Source organism: Dellaglioa sp. CoH-56-MRSF-14, assembly GCF_056782115.1.
The window spans coordinates 1-17,061 of record NZ_JBXAYB010000005.1; the positions used below are offsets into that span (position 1 = coordinate 1).

Annotated in this window: 16 protein-coding genes, 1 tRNA gene, 1 rRNA gene and 1 pseudogene; 14 read left to right on the top strand and 5 right to left on the bottom strand. The window is 34.7% G+C overall.

Features of this window, described 5'->3' with window-relative positions:
- Window positions 1-76, top strand: a 5S ribosomal RNA gene (rrf, locus tag AC1RPX_RS06050); the annotation flags it as partial.
- A gap of 70 nt (window positions 77-146) precedes the next feature.
- On the opposite strand, the gene AC1RPX_RS06055 is transcribed toward rrf, so the two are convergent.
- Both AC1RPX_RS06055 and helD read right to left on the bottom strand, forming a co-directional pair.
- Window positions 147-219: transfer RNA gene (locus AC1RPX_RS06055), tRNA-Thr, on the bottom strand.
- 47 nt (window positions 220-266) lie between these two features.
- Window positions 267-2,510: an RNA polymerase recycling motor HelD gene (helD, locus tag AC1RPX_RS06060; protein WP_481761804.1), complete on the bottom strand. Its 2,244-nt coding sequence runs from the start codon at window positions 2,508-2,510 to the stop codon at window positions 267-269.
- A gap of 341 nt (window positions 2,511-2,851) precedes the next feature.
- Here helD and trpS point away from each other — a divergent pair, with 341 nt between their 5' ends.
- Complete coding sequence (trpS, locus tag AC1RPX_RS06065; RefSeq protein WP_481761803.1) at window positions 2,852-3,868, top strand: tryptophan--tRNA ligase; 1,017 nt, start codon at window positions 2,852-2,854, stop codon at window positions 3,866-3,868.
- A 45-nt stretch (window positions 3,869-3,913) separates the two neighbouring features.
- The gene (locus tag AC1RPX_RS06070; protein ID WP_481761802.1) at window positions 3,914-4,831 is read left to right on the top strand and encodes a Ppx/GppA phosphatase family protein; all 918 of its coding nucleotides are present in this window, start codon (window positions 3,914-3,916) and stop codon (window positions 4,829-4,831) included.
- A 25-nt stretch (window positions 4,832-4,856) separates the two neighbouring features.
- On the opposite strand, the gene AC1RPX_RS06075 is transcribed toward AC1RPX_RS06070, so the two are convergent.
- The 3 genes from AC1RPX_RS06075 to AC1RPX_RS06085 all read right to left on the bottom strand — a co-directional run bounded on the left by AC1RPX_RS06075 (window position 4,857) and on the right by AC1RPX_RS06085 (window position 7,188).
- A complete protein-coding gene (locus tag AC1RPX_RS06075) occupies window positions 4,857-5,609 on the bottom strand; it encodes an amino acid ABC transporter ATP-binding protein (protein WP_481761801.1) in 753 nt (250 codons plus the stop codon).
- Between the two features lie 12 nt (window positions 5,610-5,621).
- Entirely contained in the window at window positions 5,622-6,323 is a 702-nt protein-coding gene (locus AC1RPX_RS06080; RefSeq protein ID WP_481761800.1) for an amino acid ABC transporter permease, read from the bottom strand.
- Window positions 6,324-6,402: 79 nt separating this feature from the next.
- Complete coding sequence (locus tag AC1RPX_RS06085) at window positions 6,403-7,188, bottom strand: transporter substrate-binding domain-containing protein (protein ID WP_481761799.1); 786 nt, start codon at window positions 7,186-7,188, stop codon at window positions 6,403-6,405.
- Between the two features lie 114 nt (window positions 7,189-7,302).
- Here AC1RPX_RS06085 and AC1RPX_RS06090 point away from each other — a divergent pair.
- From AC1RPX_RS06090 to AC1RPX_RS06140, 11 genes and pseudogenes are all read left to right on the top strand, one after another.
- Window positions 7,303-8,574: pseudogene (locus AC1RPX_RS06090) on the top strand (hydroxymethylglutaryl-CoA reductase, degradative); the annotation flags it as partial.
- Window positions 8,575-9,549 carry an IpaB/EvcA family protein gene (locus AC1RPX_RS06095; RefSeq protein WP_481761798.1) on the top strand — a complete coding sequence of 325 codons (975 nt, stop codon included), beginning with the start codon at window positions 8,575-8,577 and terminating at the stop codon, window positions 9,547-9,549. It abuts the pseudogene before it with no gap.
- A complete protein-coding gene (locus tag AC1RPX_RS06100; RefSeq protein ID WP_481761797.1) occupies window positions 9,549-10,028 on the top strand; it encodes an NUDIX domain-containing protein in 480 nt (159 codons plus the stop codon). The genes AC1RPX_RS06095 and AC1RPX_RS06100 overlap by 1 nt, the downstream gene beginning before the upstream one ends.
- Before the next feature lie 17 nt (window positions 10,029-10,045).
- A complete protein-coding gene (locus AC1RPX_RS06105) occupies window positions 10,046-10,378 on the top strand; it encodes a hypothetical protein (RefSeq protein WP_409021927.1) in 333 nt (110 codons plus the stop codon).
- Between the two features lie 148 nt (window positions 10,379-10,526).
- Complete coding sequence (gene metG / locus AC1RPX_RS06110; RefSeq protein ID WP_481761796.1) at window positions 10,527-12,560, top strand: methionine--tRNA ligase; 2,034 nt, start codon at window positions 10,527-10,529, stop codon at window positions 12,558-12,560.
- A 78-nt stretch (window positions 12,561-12,638) separates the two neighbouring features.
- The gene (locus AC1RPX_RS06115; protein ID WP_481761795.1) at window positions 12,639-13,409 is read left to right on the top strand and encodes a TatD family hydrolase; all 771 of its coding nucleotides are present in this window, start codon (window positions 12,639-12,641) and stop codon (window positions 13,407-13,409) included.
- A gap of 1 nt (window position 13,410) precedes the next feature.
- Window positions 13,411-13,983: a ribonuclease M5 gene (gene rnmV / locus AC1RPX_RS06120; protein WP_409021930.1), complete on the top strand. Its 573-nt coding sequence runs from the start codon at window positions 13,411-13,413 to the stop codon at window positions 13,981-13,983.
- Window positions 13,976-14,875 carry a 16S rRNA (adenine(1518)-N(6)/adenine(1519)-N(6))-dimethyltransferase RsmA gene (gene rsmA / locus AC1RPX_RS06125; RefSeq protein WP_409021931.1) on the top strand — a complete coding sequence of 300 codons (900 nt, stop codon included), beginning with the start codon at window positions 13,976-13,978 and terminating at the stop codon, window positions 14,873-14,875. The genes rnmV and rsmA overlap by 8 nt, the downstream gene beginning before the upstream one ends.
- A 92-nt stretch (window positions 14,876-14,967) precedes the next feature.
- On the top strand, window positions 14,968-15,204 hold the full coding sequence (locus tag AC1RPX_RS06130; RefSeq protein WP_409021932.1) for a Veg family protein: 237 nt from the start codon (window positions 14,968-14,970) through the stop codon (window positions 15,202-15,204).
- Window positions 15,205-15,322: 118 nt separating this feature from the next.
- Window positions 15,323-16,177 carry a 4-(cytidine 5'-diphospho)-2-C-methyl-D-erythritol kinase gene (ispE, locus tag AC1RPX_RS06135; RefSeq protein ID WP_481761794.1) on the top strand — a complete coding sequence of 285 codons (855 nt, stop codon included), beginning with the start codon at window positions 15,323-15,325 and terminating at the stop codon, window positions 16,175-16,177.
- 29 nt (window positions 16,178-16,206) lie between these two features.
- The gene (locus AC1RPX_RS06140; protein WP_481761793.1) at window positions 16,207-16,797 is read left to right on the top strand and encodes a cysteine hydrolase family protein; all 591 of its coding nucleotides are present in this window, start codon (window positions 16,207-16,209) and stop codon (window positions 16,795-16,797) included.
- Window positions 16,798-17,061 lie beyond the last annotated feature (264 nt).

A 17,061-nucleotide genomic window follows, 5' to 3' on the forward strand; every position in this document is an offset into this window, starting at 1 on the left:
CGAACACAGAAGTTAAGCTTCTTAGCGCCAAGAGTAGTTGGGGGTCGCCCCCTGCGAGGGTAGGACGTTGCCATGCTAATAATAAATAAAAAAAGGACATTAACATAATTGTTAATGTCCTTTTTTTATGCGATTGTAAAATAAAAAGCCGCTTACCGGATTTGAACCGGTGACCCCCACCTTACCATGGTGATACTCTACCTACTGAGCTAAAGCGGCATTACTATAAAAGTCTATAGTAATATTAAAAATAAATCAACCTAAATTTAAACAATCAAAACACTAGAATTATTTATGGAATTCGTAAGCAACGGAGATAGTGACTCAATGGAAAAGATAGTTAAGGTATGCATTGCTCGTGAACAAAGAGTATAAAGGGTACCAAGATCATTTTTTGAAATATAATTTTTTTTTGAAATATCAAAAGCAATAACAGAATCAAATTCCAAGCCTTTAGCTAAATAAATAGGTAATATTATTGTTTCTTCTGGAATTTTTCTGTCGCCATCTGTAACCATTGTTAATTTTACTAATGATCTGAGTTCACTATATAGTAATTTACATTCAGCCAAATTTTTAGTGATGATAGTTACTGGTTGGTTATTAGTATCACCATTTTTAATTAGGGCTATTAAAGATGCTAGTGCAGAAGCCCGGGTTTTACTAAAGTATATTTTAGGTAATTCGCCATGACGTGTGAATGATTCAATGCTATTTCCGTCTGGTAGCAATGATTTTGCAAAATTAGTAATTTCAAATGTTGATCGGTAACTTTTATTTAAAATAATTAAATTAGTTTTTTTAACTTGTAAAATATGATTTAAATTTTCTAAAAATTTAGCTGGTAAGATTAAATCATAGAATAAAGCTTGCTCACTATCTCCTAAAAGTGTTAATTTAGCGTTAGGAAAACAATTTTTTAAATATAAGAGTTGCAGCGGAGAGTAATCTTGAATTTCATCAATAAAAAGATGTTCGATATTTCTATTTTGACCATCACCCGTTAGTAAGTCTCGTAGCAATAGTAGTGGTGTGGCATCTAATAACGTGATTTTATGAAGCTCTAAGTTTGATTGGAATGATTTTTTTTCTTCTATTGAAATTGTAATTTCAAGGAATTTAGCATATTGCTCATAAATATCAATAAAATAATTATTGTAAATCGCATCATATACAATATTAAAGCGATCTTTTAATATAATGGTACCAATATATGATATTTCTTTATCAATACTATCAAATTCATCGCGTTCATAATCACTTAAATATGTTTCATATTGAGAATCAGATAACGAATCAATTTCTTCACGCATCCAATCAGATTCTGCCATTTCGGCAATTCTAGTTTTTAATCGTTTTGTTAGTGTATTTTTTGTTGCGGTAAATTTATCTGATGACAACATATTATGTGGTAGATGTGTAAATATATTAGCGATTTCTTCTTTTTTAAAGAACGGGATACCTTCATAAATGATATCTGTGAAGGCTAATTCAGATGAATCTACTGCATTTAAGTAATTTTCAATTGTTTTTTTTAAAAGTGCATTACCTCTTAAATCAGATGAAGCATGTTTATTGTTTGACTCATAATTTTCAAATAAGGTTTCAACCTTTAATCCTTGAAAACGATTAGAGAAGAATTCGGCTAACGTGACTTGTCTCATGTTCTTTTCGCCCAGGCTAGGTAGTACATCGGAAATATAGTGACTGAAAAGTAGATTTGGAGAAAATAATATAATTTGATCCGCATTTAGTGATGTTCTTGAGTGATAGAGTAGAAATGCAATACGTTGTAGAATAGCGGATGTTTTCCCACTTCCGGCAACCCCCTGGACAACTAATAAGTCACTTGTTGTATCTCGAATAATTGTGTTTTGTTCTTGTTGAATTGTAGAAACAATATTTTTCATCTGTGTGTCACTTTGTTCGCCTAAAACTTGTTGCAATAATTCATCGCCAATTGTTTCATTGGTATCAAACATCGATAGGATTTTACCTTCTTTAATTTGAAATTGACGTTTTTTGGATAATTCTGTCATTTGAGTTCCTTGTGGTGTCTTATAAGAAATATGACCCAATGCGCCGTTATAATAAATACTTGAAATAGGTGCACGCCAGTCATGTATTAGAAAATTTTGATGATCATCTACTAGAGAGGCTAGACCAATATAGAGTTGTTCCTGTTCTGGATCGCCATCGTCTTGGATGTCGATACGTCCAAAATAAGGTGAATCGCCTAATTGTTTTAAAGTATGAACCTGTTTTTCTAATATTTCTTCAGTTTGGATAGTCGTGGCGACCAATTGTTTCTGTTGTTGCACTTCGGCATTCGTTTCAATTCTATCATCAACTTCAAAAGTATTGATTTTGGCATTATCTACATAGTTTTTTTCAACTGATGAGGTTTCTTTATGTGCTTTTTCACATAGTTCGGCTGTTTTAATAGATTGGTGATTAATTTCAGTAATAATTGAATCAACTCTATTTTGTTCGATTTCTTCTTCTGACATCTTAATGCCCCCTTTGTACTATTGACCTAGTTTAAAGGTTTTTGAAATATTCGTCTAGTATTTAATATTATTTGATTTTTTCTGTTGAACACGCTACACTTACACTAATAGATAATTCATTGATTATTGCGAAGTAGGAACGCCAACTAGAACAGGGACATACTGATTTTGCTGGAAGGTATGGTGGCGGACTGAATTGGATATATGAGAATTTTGGGTAACCTCCTTATCGGTAAGTGGCAGAATTTTATTCTGCAATTTAGGTGGTACCACGAGACAGTCGTCCTATTGTTATTTACTAACAATAGGACTTTTTTTATAGATAGAAAGGGAGCGTAAATATGACAAAAAAAGTAGTCTTATCAGGGGATCGACCTACGGGGAAACTACATATCGGGCACTACATCGGTTCATTAAAGAATCGTGTTGAAATGCAAAATTCTGGTGATTATGAGATATTCATCATGATTGCTGATCAACAAGCTTTGACAGATAACGCACGTGATCCGGAAAAAATTAAAAATAGTTTAATTCAAGTAGCGTTAGATTATCTAGCGGTTGGTATTGATCCAAACAAATCAACTATTTTTGTTCAATCTCAAATTCCTGCATTAACGGAACTAACAAGTTATTACTTGAATTTGGTAACTGTTTCTCGCTTGGAACGTAATCCTACAGTTAAAGCTGAAATTCAACAAAAGAATTTTGAACGCAGTATTCCTGCCGGATTTTTTGTTTATCCGGTTAGCCAGGCTGCAGATATTACAGCATTTAAAGCAACAGTTGTACCTGTTGGCGATGATCAAGAACCAATGATTGAACAAACACGCGAAATCGTTAGAAGTTTTAATACAATTTATCAACAAGATATTCTTGTTGAACCAGAAGGTGTCTTCCCTCCAAAAGGGCAAGGACGTTTACCTGGATTAGATGGTAATGCAAAAATGAGTAAGTCACTAGGAAACGGGATTTTCCTTGCCGATGATGCGGAGACATTGAAGAAGAAAGTAATGTCAATGTATACAGATCCAGATCATATTCATGTTGAAGATCCAGGTAAAGTTGAGGGTAACATGGTATTTACTTATCTTGATATCTTTGATAAAGATACTGAAAAAGTTGCCGAACTTAAGGCCCAGTATCAAGCAGGTGGCTTAGGCGATGTTAAAATTAAACGTTATTTAAATGAAGTACTTGAAGCTGAGTTAGCTCCAATTCGTGAACGACGAGCTGAATTAGCTAAAGATCCTGAAGCCATTTATGCAATGTTAAAAGCGGGTAGTGATAAAGCTAATGCTGTTGCAAACCAAACATTGAACGAAGTTAGAGATGCGATTGGAATTAATTATTTTAACTAGTTCGGTTGTGAAACGTTTCTTTGATTTAGTATGAGGTGAGTAATAATGGAAAAGTTTGTTTTATTGGATTTGGGTTCAAATTCGGTTCGATTATCAATTAACGAACAACTTGATAATGGACAATTTAAAGAAATTAAGCGTTTAAAATCGGAAACACGATTATCTGAAGGGATGGGGAAATCCCGAGTGTTACAGGAACATGCGATGGCTAGGACAATTGAAGCCTTAGTTAGTTTTAAAAAACAATATGATATTTATGGACCGGTTGCTGTACATGGAATTGCCACTGCAGCTGTACGAATGGCTCGAAATCAAAAAGAATTTTTACGTCGAATTAAAGAGGCAGTTGGTGCTGATATTGAAGTTTTAAGTGGGGATGATGAAGCTTATTACGATTATATGGGTGTAATGGAAGCCTTACCAATTCATGATTGCTTGATTTTGGATACAGGTGGCGCAAGCAGTGAATTAATCCATGTGGTTAATCGAAAAGTGGTACATCTTGTGAGTTTGCCATTTGGTGCAGTGACTTTATCCGAAAAATATTTAAAAAATGAACAGATTACGAGTAAAGAATTATTTCAGTTAATGGAGTACTTGGTGACCGCTTTTCAAAAGTTGGAGTGGTTGAAGGAAGCAATGGAGTTGCCCCTCGTACTACTTGGCGGCTCAAATCGAATTATTGGACGTTTAAACCGCAAAAAACAGAAGCTAATTAATACGGAGGCAATTAATGGCTATCAATTGTCACGTAAGGCAGTTTCATTAACTTTTGAGGACTTGGTAGGCTTGACGACTAAAAAGCGTGCACAAGTCAGTGGTATAGCTTCTAACCGTGCGGATATTATTGTAGGTGGAATTGCACCAGTTGTTGTTCTGGGACAATATTTAAATTCTGTTGGTGTCATTTTTTCTGAAAGTGGTGTCCGAGAAGGTTATTTAACAACTAAATTAGGTAAATAAAAAGACATCAAAAATTGATGTCTTTTTATTTTGGTAAAATATCTTCGAATGTCATTGCTGATAAAAATTTTTGAATGCGTTCTGTAGGGTGATTGAAAAATTCGTCTGGTGAACCATTAAATAAGATATTGCCATCTTCTAGAAAAATGATATTATTGGCAACAGCTTTTGCAAAGGCCATATTATGAGTAACGATAACCATTGATTTTTTTTCTATATCCAACTTAAGTAGAACTCTTAAAACCTCTGCTTCTAATTCAGGATCTAGTGCAGAAGTTGGTTCATCAAATAATAAATATTTAGGATTCATTGCCATTGCTCTAGCAATAGCTACACGTTGTTGTTGACCACCAGATAACTGGCTTGGATAGTAATTAGCACGATCTGAAAGACCGACTAATTCTAAAAGTTCTTCAGCGCGTTGTGCAACAATTAATTTTTGTTCCTTTAAAACGTGAAGGGGTCCTTCCATAACATTTTTCAAAACAGTTAAATGAGGAAATAAGTTATAGTCTTGGAAAACCATACCTGTTTCACGACGAACTTCCAAAATTGTTTTTTCACTGATTGGTTGGGTAAAGTCGATCTTTTTATCATCTAATGAGTAGAGACCTTCTTCGGGTTGTTCTAATAAATTAAATGAGCGTAATAAGGTTGATTTACCGGAACCAGAAGGACCAACGATGACGGTTGTTTCGTTTTCTGGTAATTCAAATGACAACGATTTTAAGACTTTATGTTGGTCGAAGTATTTATTAACATTTTCAAATTTAATCAAAGTTAAGACCTCCTAGTTATTTTTAATGTAACGCGATGTTCTTTTTTCTAGATAATATTGACCAACGTTTAAAATTGAGCAAAAGACTAGATAAACGACCGCTACTTCACAGTATAAGGTCATAGGTTCATAAGTTCTTGCCGCAATTTGTTGACCAACGGAAAACATTTCGACAATCGTGATTGAGAAGGCTAATGACGTATCCTTTATTAAACCAATGAAACTATTTGATAAAGGTGGAAGTGAGACCCGTGCTGCTTGTGGTAAAATAACGCGAAATAACACGGTTGTGTGTGTCATACCAATGGCGTAACCAGCTTCCCACTGACCTTTTGAAATTGATAGAATAGCTGCACGAATTGTTTCCGATGCATAAGCACCAACGTTTAATGAAAAAACAATAACAGCGGCACTGAATGCGCCGAATTCAACTGTATAAGGTGCTGGTAATCTAGGTAGTCCATAAAATAGGATAAATAATTGCACAATCAAAGGCGTTCCTCTGAAAATCCAAACATAGAATGAAAAGAATGCTTTACCAATCCCTTTTAAAATTTGGGTGAAGGTACTGCCTTTTTTTATATCTGATATTCGAACTAGTGCGGTGATAATTGCGATGATGATCCCGATAACGAATGAAATTATCGTCAAAGGGATAGTGTAGCGAATTCCAGCTTCTAAAATGGTTGGGAGTGAATCAATAACAAGTTTCATAAACGCGGAACCTCTCTTAATCTATTATTAATAAAAAAAGACTGATGACAAAATGGATTTTGCACCAGTCCTTTTGGAATTATTTATTTGTGATGTCGCTACCAAAATATTTTTTTGATAGTTTTGATAATGAGCCATCAGCACGTAATTCTTTAAGTGCTTTGTTTAATTCTTTTTGTAATTTTGGGTTGTCCTGTTGGATTAAGCCAGCAACTTTTAATGCTGGAATTTCAGAACCTGTTGAAATTGTTTTAATGTTCGTATCAGGTTTTTCTTTTAAGTATGAATAGACAGCATCGTTACTGTTAATGGTACCATCAGCCCGACCATCTAGGATTAAACTGATTGTATTTGCAAAATCATCTGTTGAGACAACATCAGCACCAAGGCGTTCAGCATCGGCTCCATTTTCACTTGTAACCGTTTGTGCCATCTTTTTACCCTTAATATCTTTAATCGTTTTAATAGAAGAGTTATTATTTTTGACGACTAAAATTGATTTTGAATAAATATAAGGTGATGTAAAGTTGTATTTATCTTGACGTTCTTTTGTAACACCAACGTTGTTTAAAACAACGTCGTATTTGTTAGCATCTAATCCTGCAACTAATGAATCCCATTTTGATTCGATAAATTTAGGCGTTAAATCCATTTTTTTAGCTAATTGTTTACCAAGATCAACTTCGAAACCAGTTAATTTATTGTTACTATCGTGGTAACTATAAGGGCGGTAAGTACCTTCTAATCCGATTGTTAATGTACCCTTTGTTTGTGTTACATCGGATGCTGTATCTTTCGATTTACCGCAGGCGGTTAAAGCAAGAGCAATCAATAACACACTGGCAAGACTTAATATTTTTTTCATTTTAGTACGCCCCTTTTTTTAAAAGTAATATATTATCTATCTATAATAGCGTAAAATAAGCTAAGAAACCAATTATTTCTCTTACTAAAAGTAAAAACAACAAAAAGGACTAAGGTAATGACAAAATTTATAAAATTTTATCAAAAAAAATGGCATGATAGATTAATAACCTTATTAAATGACAATCTTATTTCAGATGATGAAAAATTAGAAATAGAAACGCATGCTCTTAATCATGAATTAGGGGATCAGATGACTGAAAATTATATAGCAGATTTTACCTTGCCAGAAGGTATTGCGTTTAATTATTTAGTTGATGGAAAAAAGATGACGGTCCCAATGGTAACTGAAGAACCTTCTGTAATTGCGGCAAATAATAATGGGGCAAAAATAATTGCATCTGCGGGTGGATTTACAACAAAAATTAAATCACGCTTAATGATAGGTCAAGTTATTTTAGAAAATATTGATGATGCGGATAACGTTATCAACCAAATTAATGAACAACAATTGAATTTAATTAAAATAGCGAATGCTGCTCGTCCTTCACTTGTAAAACGAGGCGGTGGCGCACGTTGGGTCAGAGTTCGAAAACTAGCAGCTGATCTAATTTCGGTAGATTTAGCAGTAGATGTTCAAGAAGCAATGGGCGCTAATAGTGTAAATACAATGATGGAGGCAGTTGGTGAAACGCTGCAAACACAGTTTAAACAAGACGTCCTTATGAGTATTCTATCCAACTACGCAACAGATTCATTAGTTGAATCAAGCTGCTCAATTCCTTTTACGTTGTTAGATTCTGCAGAAATTAGTGGTGAACACATAGCTAAGAAAATTGTCTCAGCAAGTCGAGTGGCTCAACTTGACCCATATCGTGCCGTCACACATAATAAAGGTATTATGAATGGGATTGATGCGGTTCTCATTGCTTCGGGAAACGATTGGCGTGCCGTTGAAGCAGGTGCTCATGCTTATGCTAGCCAAGATGGCCAGTATCGTGGCTTGACGAAATGGTCGATAGTCAGTGATAATTTAGTTGGCATAATTAAATTACCAATGCCCATAGGAGTTGTTGGGGGTTCGATTGATATTGTCCCAATGGTTCAAATTAATAAAAAAATGATGGGTATTCGATCAGCAAAAGAGCTTGCTAGTTTGGTTGCAAGTGTTGGGTTAGCTCAAAATTTAGCGGCACTTAAAGCACTTGTTTCTGAGGGTATTCAAAAGGGACATATGGGTCTTCAACTAAAATCACTGGCAGTTAAAGTTGGCGCTGTAGACGAAGAAGTGGCACAATTAACTGAGTTATTAAAAAATGAGAATCGACCAGATACAGAGGTTGCAACAAAAAAACTAAATGAATTAAGAAAAAAAGGGGATAATTAAATGGTTGAGATTACATTACACCAAAATACACAAAATTTAATTACTACAATTAAAGAACAATTTGATGGAGAAATTAAAATTCAATATGGTGGCGAAAAAGTTGGGTTTATTAAGCATCAACAAGTAGAATCTCGGTTAGAAGATGGAAATTTCATTATTAATGTGACTGATATTACAGCACCTGATTACTTGATTTCGCATGAACTATTCCATTTTTTCTTGCAACTTAATCAGGCACCTGAATTAATGTTAAAAATGACAACGGATGATTTTAATATCGACGATAAAATCAATGCGACGGCTGTTCAACTTTATGATACGGTTTTACATGGGACTATTTTTAGATTACAAGAAGAAAATGGGTTTATTGATGATAATATTAGAGAATTATTCTATCAAGGAATCTTGGCAACAGTGACTGCTGAACCTAAAGAAGGTAGCGGCCCAGATGAATGGGGAATGTACCGATTAATCACACTTTTAGATGCTTTGGTGTTCTTTCAAAATGAAGATATGGAACAAATTACTGAAAAATTCTTAGAATTTTACCCTATCGCAACAGATGCTGCACTTAAATTATTGGAAATCTTAACATCTAATGACTTACGTGCACCTTTTGAAGCTCGCCGAGCAACGGTTGCCTTATTTAAAGCCTTCGATGCACAACTTGAAGCGTGGAAATTACCAAAAATGTACTTAAATACGTTTGCAACGTTAACACCAGTTTTCAGTGAACGTCAATTAAAATTAGAAGTACGTCAATTGTTTGATATTATGCATTCTGAATTTAAAAGTAATGTTAATTTTGCGTCAGCTTATGTTGGTATTCAAAAGAATGATCAACAAAATGCATTTGTTATTACAGTACCTAGAAATGCGGATTCAAAAGAGGTTATTTTACGTACGTACGATATGACAGTGTTAGAATTAATGCAAACAATTAAGATGCGCTTTATAGTTAGAACTGCTGAATAATGATTGATTTAGCAAAATATAATCTAGCTGTTATCACAGCTGGAAACAACATTTTATTATTAAATCGTTTGAAAAAACCATATGTTGGTCTTTGGAATGGAATTGGTGGTAAACGTGAACCACAAGAATCTGAACTTGCAGGGATGCTTCGTGAATTATATGAGGAAACAGGAATCAAAATTACCGATTCTCAATGTAGACCAACGGGTTATCTTGAATGGTCAGTGGACGACGAATATCAAGCTACAATAGCGTTATTTCATATCTCTTTACAACAACCATTTGGAAAACAATATCCACAAAGAACACGAGAAGGTATTTTAGCAGACTTTCCAGTTGAATGGGCTTTGAATAAGCAAAACGTCGGACTAACACCTGATTTAGTTCCTGTGTTACCCTATATTTTAAAGGATGAATTTCATCGATATTTGACAAATTTTAATGGTTCACAATTAGTTGATTTTAAAATTAAATTATAGTGAAGGACTGTTGTAAAATGATTGAACACAGTGAAATTTTTACTCGATTAAATAATCTAAAGACTAGATTACAATGGCTAACTTATTTTCAGCGGTTTTTTGACTTCATTCTGTTTTACTTTGGTTTTTCTAGTTTTTTTGGTGGAAATCCAATAACGTTATTTGGAACAGTTTTCACAAAAGGTGAAGGGTTACTACTAACGTTGATGGTTGCGGCGATAACGTTTAGTATCACGGCACTGAAACAAGATCCAAGACGGGTTGGGCGGATTTTAATTACCATTTTAGATGGACAGCTATCTGAAAAAGAAATTATGATTATTCGTCAATTTCAAAAATATGCACGCTAATTTTAAAAGAGATAGTCTATGTTAAACTCACGGACTGTCTCTTTTTATTGCTTAAAATCGGCTGAAAACTATGATATACTGTTAAGGAGTTTATACAGAACGAATGTTAAAAAACACATGAAATACGATACGGAAAGGGTCTTAAAAAATGACAGAAAAACCCACATTTTATTTAACAACACCAATTTATTATCCATCTGGTAAATTACATATTGGAAATTCATACACAACAATTGCGTGTGACGTCTTAGCACGTTACAAACGCCAAAAAGGATATGATGTTTTCTTCTTAACGGGAACAGATGAACATGGTTTGAAAATCGAACAAAAAGCTGAAGAATTAGGGACAACACCACAAGCTTATGTCGACGGTATGGCTAGTGATATTAAAGAATTATGGAAAACCCTTGAAATTACAAATGATAAATTTATTCGAACAACAGATGATCAACATGAAAAAGCTGTGCAATATATCTTCGATAAATTACTTAAACAAGGCGATATTTATTTAGGAGAATACGAAGGCTGGTACTCTGTTTCTGATGAAGAATTCTTTACAGAATCACAGTTGGCTGAAGTTTTCCGTGATGATGACGGTAAAATGGTTGGTGGTAAAGCGCCAAGTGGTCACGAAGTTTCATTAGTTAAAGAAGAATCATATTTCTTTAAAATGAGTAAATATGCAGATCGTTTACTAAAATATTATGAAGATCATCCTGATTTTATTCAACCAGAATCACGTAAAAATGAAATGATAAATAATTTCATTAAACCTGGTTTGGAAGATCTTGCTGTATCTAGAACGACATTTAACTGGGGCGTAAAAGTTAAAAGTAACCCTAAACATGTTGTTTATGTTTGGATTGACGCTTTAGCAAATTATATTACAGCCTTGGGTTATGGTTCAGATGATACTGAACTATTTGATAAATATTGGCCTGCAGATGTTCAAATGGTTGGTAAAGAAATCGTGCGTTTCCATACGATTTACTGGCCAATTATTTTGATGGCGCTCGATTTACCTTTACCAAAACAAATTTTTGGTCATGGTTGGTTGTTAATGAAAGACGGTAAAATGTCTAAATCAAAAGGTAACGTTATCTATCCAGAAATGTTAGTAGAACGCTATGGATTGGATGCACTCCGTTACTACTTAATGCGCGCTGTACCATTTGGTAATGATGGTGTCTTCACACCAGAAGACTTTGTTTCACGTGTTAATTTTGATTTAGCTAATGATTTAGGGAACTTATTAAATAGAACTGTTGCGATGATTAACAAATACGATGGTGGTAAAATTCCAGCATTAAAGGGTAACGTAACTGAATTTGATGGAGACTTAGGTCAAACAGCTGAAGATACAATTACGGAATATACTGAATTAATGGATAAAATGGAATTCTCAGATGGATTAAATGCTATCTGGAAATTAGTTGCTAGAACAAATAAATATATTGATGAAACACAACCATGGGTTTTAGCTAAAGATGAAGCACGTAAAGCTGAACTTGATAGTGTTATGGTACATTTAGCAGCTAGTTTACGTGTGATTGCTGTCTTAATCCAACCTATTATGACGCATGCACCTAAAGAAATTTTTGAACAATTAGGTTTAGACACGGCAGATATGGCTATTGAAGAATTAAACTACTCTGATTTCCCAATGGACAGCGTCGTTGTTGAAAAAGGAACGCCTATTTTCCCACGCTTAGATGTTGAAGAAGAGATTGCCTATATTAAAGATCAAATGACAGTTTCAGATAAGAAGAAAGGGCGTAAAGCAATGGCAGTTAATGATACAGAGGATTCTTTAGATTGGAATCCAGAAAATGTGGCTCTAAACTTAACATTACCTCAAACGACATTTGATCAATTTGAGCCAAATGAATTAAAAGTTGCTGAAATTATTCAAGTTGAAAAAGTACAAAATGCTGATAAACTATTGAAATTTAGATTAGATGCTGGTGATCCTGATCATCGTCAAATCTTGTCTGGTGTAGCAGAGTTTTATCCTGAAACAGATGTCTTATTAGGAAAAAAAGTTGTGATTGTTGCGAACTTAAAACCGCGTAAGATGAAAGGCGAAATTAGCCAAGGAATGATTCTATCTGTAGAATACGATGGTAAATTGAAATTAATTACCGTTGATGAAGATATTAAAAATGGCGCAATTGTAGGCTAAATAAAGTAAGGACTGGAAACAAAACTTGGTTTTGCTCTAGTCCTTCTTCATTTTACTGCTAGAAAGGAGAGGTATCCCTTGGAAATATTTGACACACATACACATATTAATTCTGATGAATTTACAACGGAAATTCCTGAAGTTATTGAGCGTGCAAAAGCATTTGACGTGACTAAAATGGCAATTGTTGGATTTGATCAACCAAGCATTTTGAAATCACTAGAACTATCAAAAAGCTATCCTAATTTATATTCTATAATTGGTTGGCATCCAGAAGAGGCAAAAACCTACACACCGGAGACTGAAGAAGTTTTGATAGAACAATTACAGTCGCCAAAAGTTGTCGCAATGGGTGAAATGGGCCTAGATTACCATTGGGATACGTCTCCAATTGAAACGCAGAAAAAAGTTTTCAAACGTCAGGTTGAGATTGCGAAGGCGTTAAAATTACCAATTTCTATTCATAATCGAGATGCCTTTGAGGATGTTTATACAATCCTGAAAGAAGCTGATATTCGTGATATTGGTGGCATTATGCATAGCTTTAATGGTGATGCAAAATGGGCAGAGAAATTCTTAGACTTAGGGATGCATTTATCCTATAGTGGTATTGTGACTTATAATAGTGCTAAAGAAGTTCATGAAGCCGTTAAAGTGACACCAAGCAACCGAATTTTAATTGAAACAGATGCACCATATTTAACGCCAGAACCTTATAGAGGTCAGCGCAATGAACCAGGATACACAAGATACGTCTTGGAAGCTGTCGCAAAAATTCGAGAGAGTTCAAGTATTGATATGGCAGCGGCAACATTTAAAAATGCCGAAAACTTATTTAGGATAGGGTAATATGCAGAAAATTAGAGAAGTAATCGTAGTTGAAGGTCGCGATGACACAAAACGTATCCATTTAGCTGTTAATGCAGATACGATTGAAACACGTGGCTCAGCTATTAGTGACGAAACGTTAGATCAAATTGAACTGTTGCAAGAAACTCGAGGCGTAATTGTATTTACGGACCCTGATTTTTCTGGTGAAAAAATTCGTAAAACTATTTCAGCACGCGTTCCAAATGTACAGCATGCTTTTCTGAAAAAAAGTGAAGCTGTCCCAGATCATAAAGGGAGTTTAGGCGTTGAACATGCTTCAGTTGAAGCGATTCGTGAAGCGCTAGATCATTTGTATACAGAAATGCCTGATGGCGAAACATTGATCAGCTTAGAGGATTTACAAACGGCAGGATTGATTGCCGGACCGGATGCCAAAGCTAAGCGTGAAAAATTAGGTGAGTATCTCAAAATTGGTTACACAAATGGAAAACAATTATACAATCGATTGAAACTATTTCAAATTTCACCAGAAGAGTTCGTCGACGCATTGCAAGAAATTAACGAGACAATAACGGAGGAAAAACATGGCTAACAATGATGTGCCAGACATTGCTTCACCTATTAGAACTAAAGCAATTATGGAAACTTATGGTTTAACTTTTAAAAAGAGTTTAGGCCAAAATTTTTTAACAGATAAAAACGTACTAATGAATATTGTGGACGCCGGAGATATTACGGCTGAAGATGACGTTATCGAAATCGGACCTGGTATTGGGTCATTGACTGAACAATTAGCAAGACGTGCACATCATGTTTTAGCAATTGAAATTGACCAAAATTTGATTCCTGTACTTGGCGAAACACTAAGTCCATATGATAATGTTGATATCGTGGAACAAGATATTTTAAAAGCTAATTTACCAGCGTTAGTAGAAGAACATTTTGATGGACAGCATCCATTAAAATTAGTCGCTAATTTACCTTATTACATTACAACGCCCATTATCATGCATTTACTAGAAACGGCGGTTAAATTAGATAAAATCGTTGTTATGATGCAAAAAGAAGTGGCAGAACGAATTGCAGCTGATCCAGGTAGTCGTACATATGGATCACTAACGGTAGCCGTTCAATATGAAATGGATGCTGAAGTCGCATTCGTTGTTCCAAGAACCGTCTTTATTCCACAACCTAATGTTGATTCAGCTATTATTGTTTTGAATCAAAAAGAAGGCGACGTTGAACGCCCAATTAGTGAAAAGGTCTTCTTTAAATTAGTTAAAGGAAGTTTCCAACATCGACGTAAAAGTTTATGGAATAATTTACAATCAATTTATGGTAAAACACCAGAAATTCGTGAAGCGTTACAAGCAGCATTGGATGCATCAGAAATTTCTGCTCAAATTCGTGCTGAAAAACTAAGTATTCATGAATTTATTGTTTTATCTAACAATCTTATCAAAGTAGAAGAGAAATTTAATTAACTTCTTATTGAACTACTGATGTTCGATGTGGTATAATTGCAAATCTTGTGAAACTATGGTATGATGTTTCACATAAGAAGGTGAAGCCCATCATGCCAGAAACTTTAGCCAGCATCAAAGGTACGCTAGATGCCCAAGTCGGAAAAAATTTAACGGTAGTTGCTCAAGCCGGTAGAAAGAAAACTACAGAACGTAAAGGGATTTTACGCGAAACATTCCCAGCTATTTTTGTAGTCGATTTAAACCAAGATGAGAATTCATTCGAGCGCGTTTCATATAGCTACACAGACGTATTAACAAAAAATATTGAAATTGATTTTGAAGATTAAAAATAAGTATAAAAGCCTAGGTAGGGATGTTTTTAGAACATCTTAACTTAGGCTTTTATTTTTAGAAATAATTAGTATAATTAGAGTTAATTAAGGACTTATAGGATTAGGTGAGAACATGGAGATTCGTGAAAAAGCCCCAGCTAAAATCAACTTGAGTTTAGACACCCCATTTAACCATCAAGATGGTGAACAAGAATGGCGAATGGTGATGACATCAGTTGATTTAGCAGACTACTTACATATCAAATCGCTAGACGATCGAACGGACATTACAGTGGAAACTGATAGTGGTTTTTTACCGTGTGATCACCGAAATTTAGCCTATAAAGCAGCAAAAATTTTACAGGATAAATTTCAGATTAAAAAAGGTGCCCAAATACATATCAAGAAGCAAATCCCAGTTGCTGCTGGGCTAGGTGGCGGTTCATCAGATGCAGCAGCCGTTTTACGTGCTTTGAATCAATTATGGAAACTCAATTTATCTTTAGCAGAGTTGGCAAAAATTGGTTTAAAAATTGATTCTGATGTGCCTTACTGCGTTTATAGTAGAACGGCTCATGTAACGGGTCGTGGTGAGAAGATTGCTATTTTAAAAGACTTACCCCCTGTTTGGTTAGTGGTTGCAAAACCTAAGATTAGTGTTTCAACACCAACTATTATTAGACAAATTGATTATACGCGACTCACTCATCCAAATGTAAACGCCGTTGTGAATGCAATTGAGGACGACGATATGGATGCCATAATTGATAATCTAGGTAATGCGCTTGAACCGATTACAGCTGAACGTCATCCCGAAATTACACGTTTAAAAGAAAAAATGATAAAATTTGGGGCAGATGCAGCAGAAATGAGTGGATCAGGCCCAACTGTATTTGCGATATGTCGTAAAAAAAGTCGAGCACAGCACGTCTACAATAGTTTAAAAGGTTTCTGTGAAGAGGTCTACCTAGTGAGACCGTTAAGTTGATTTTATTGCGATAATTAGCATAATTTGTTATGTTGAAGGCATTAAATACAACTGAAAATGAGGGACAACTTGTGGAAGCCTTAATTGAAATTGACTATACAAATGATTTTGTAGCGACAGATGGACACTTAACGGCGGGAAAACCTGCTCAAGAGATTGAAGCTCGAGTGATAGAATTAATGAATGAGTTTGAACAAAAAGGTGATTATGTTGTTTTAGCAACTGATATTCATTATGAAAATGACCCATTTCATCCAGAAACTAATTTATTTCCACCACATAATATTGCAGGTACAAACGGTCGTAAATTCTATGGTGAGTTGGAGCCTTGGTATCAGGCGCATAAAGATAAATCAAATGTTTATATGATGGATAAAACGAGATATAGTGCTTTTGCGGGAACGGATTTAGATTTAAGATTACGAGCTCGGTCAATTGAAACAGTGCATTTAATTGGTGTTTGCACAGATATTTGTGTTTTGCATACCGCAATTGACGCATATAATTTGGGCTATAAGATTGTCATTCATGAAAAGGCGACAGCTAGTTTTAATCAAGCTGGACATGTATGGGCACTGTCACATTTTAAGGATTCTCTGGGTGCAGAAATTAAAGATTAGTGGATTTAGTACAGCTATTGTTGGAAGAGAGTGTTGTCACTTTGTGATAGCACTTTTTTTTATTAAAAAATTGGAGATAATGACTAATTAAGCGACTAGTTAAGAACGCATCCTTCTATTTACATACTACCTAATATAGGTTAACTTTATAACTAAGACATGATTTAATGTAGCGTGTTAGATTAATCTAATTTGCAAGAAAATGGGGGATTGTCTTTGGGAGAATAAAAGCCATATTTGGGGAAAGGTATGGAGGAAACATAA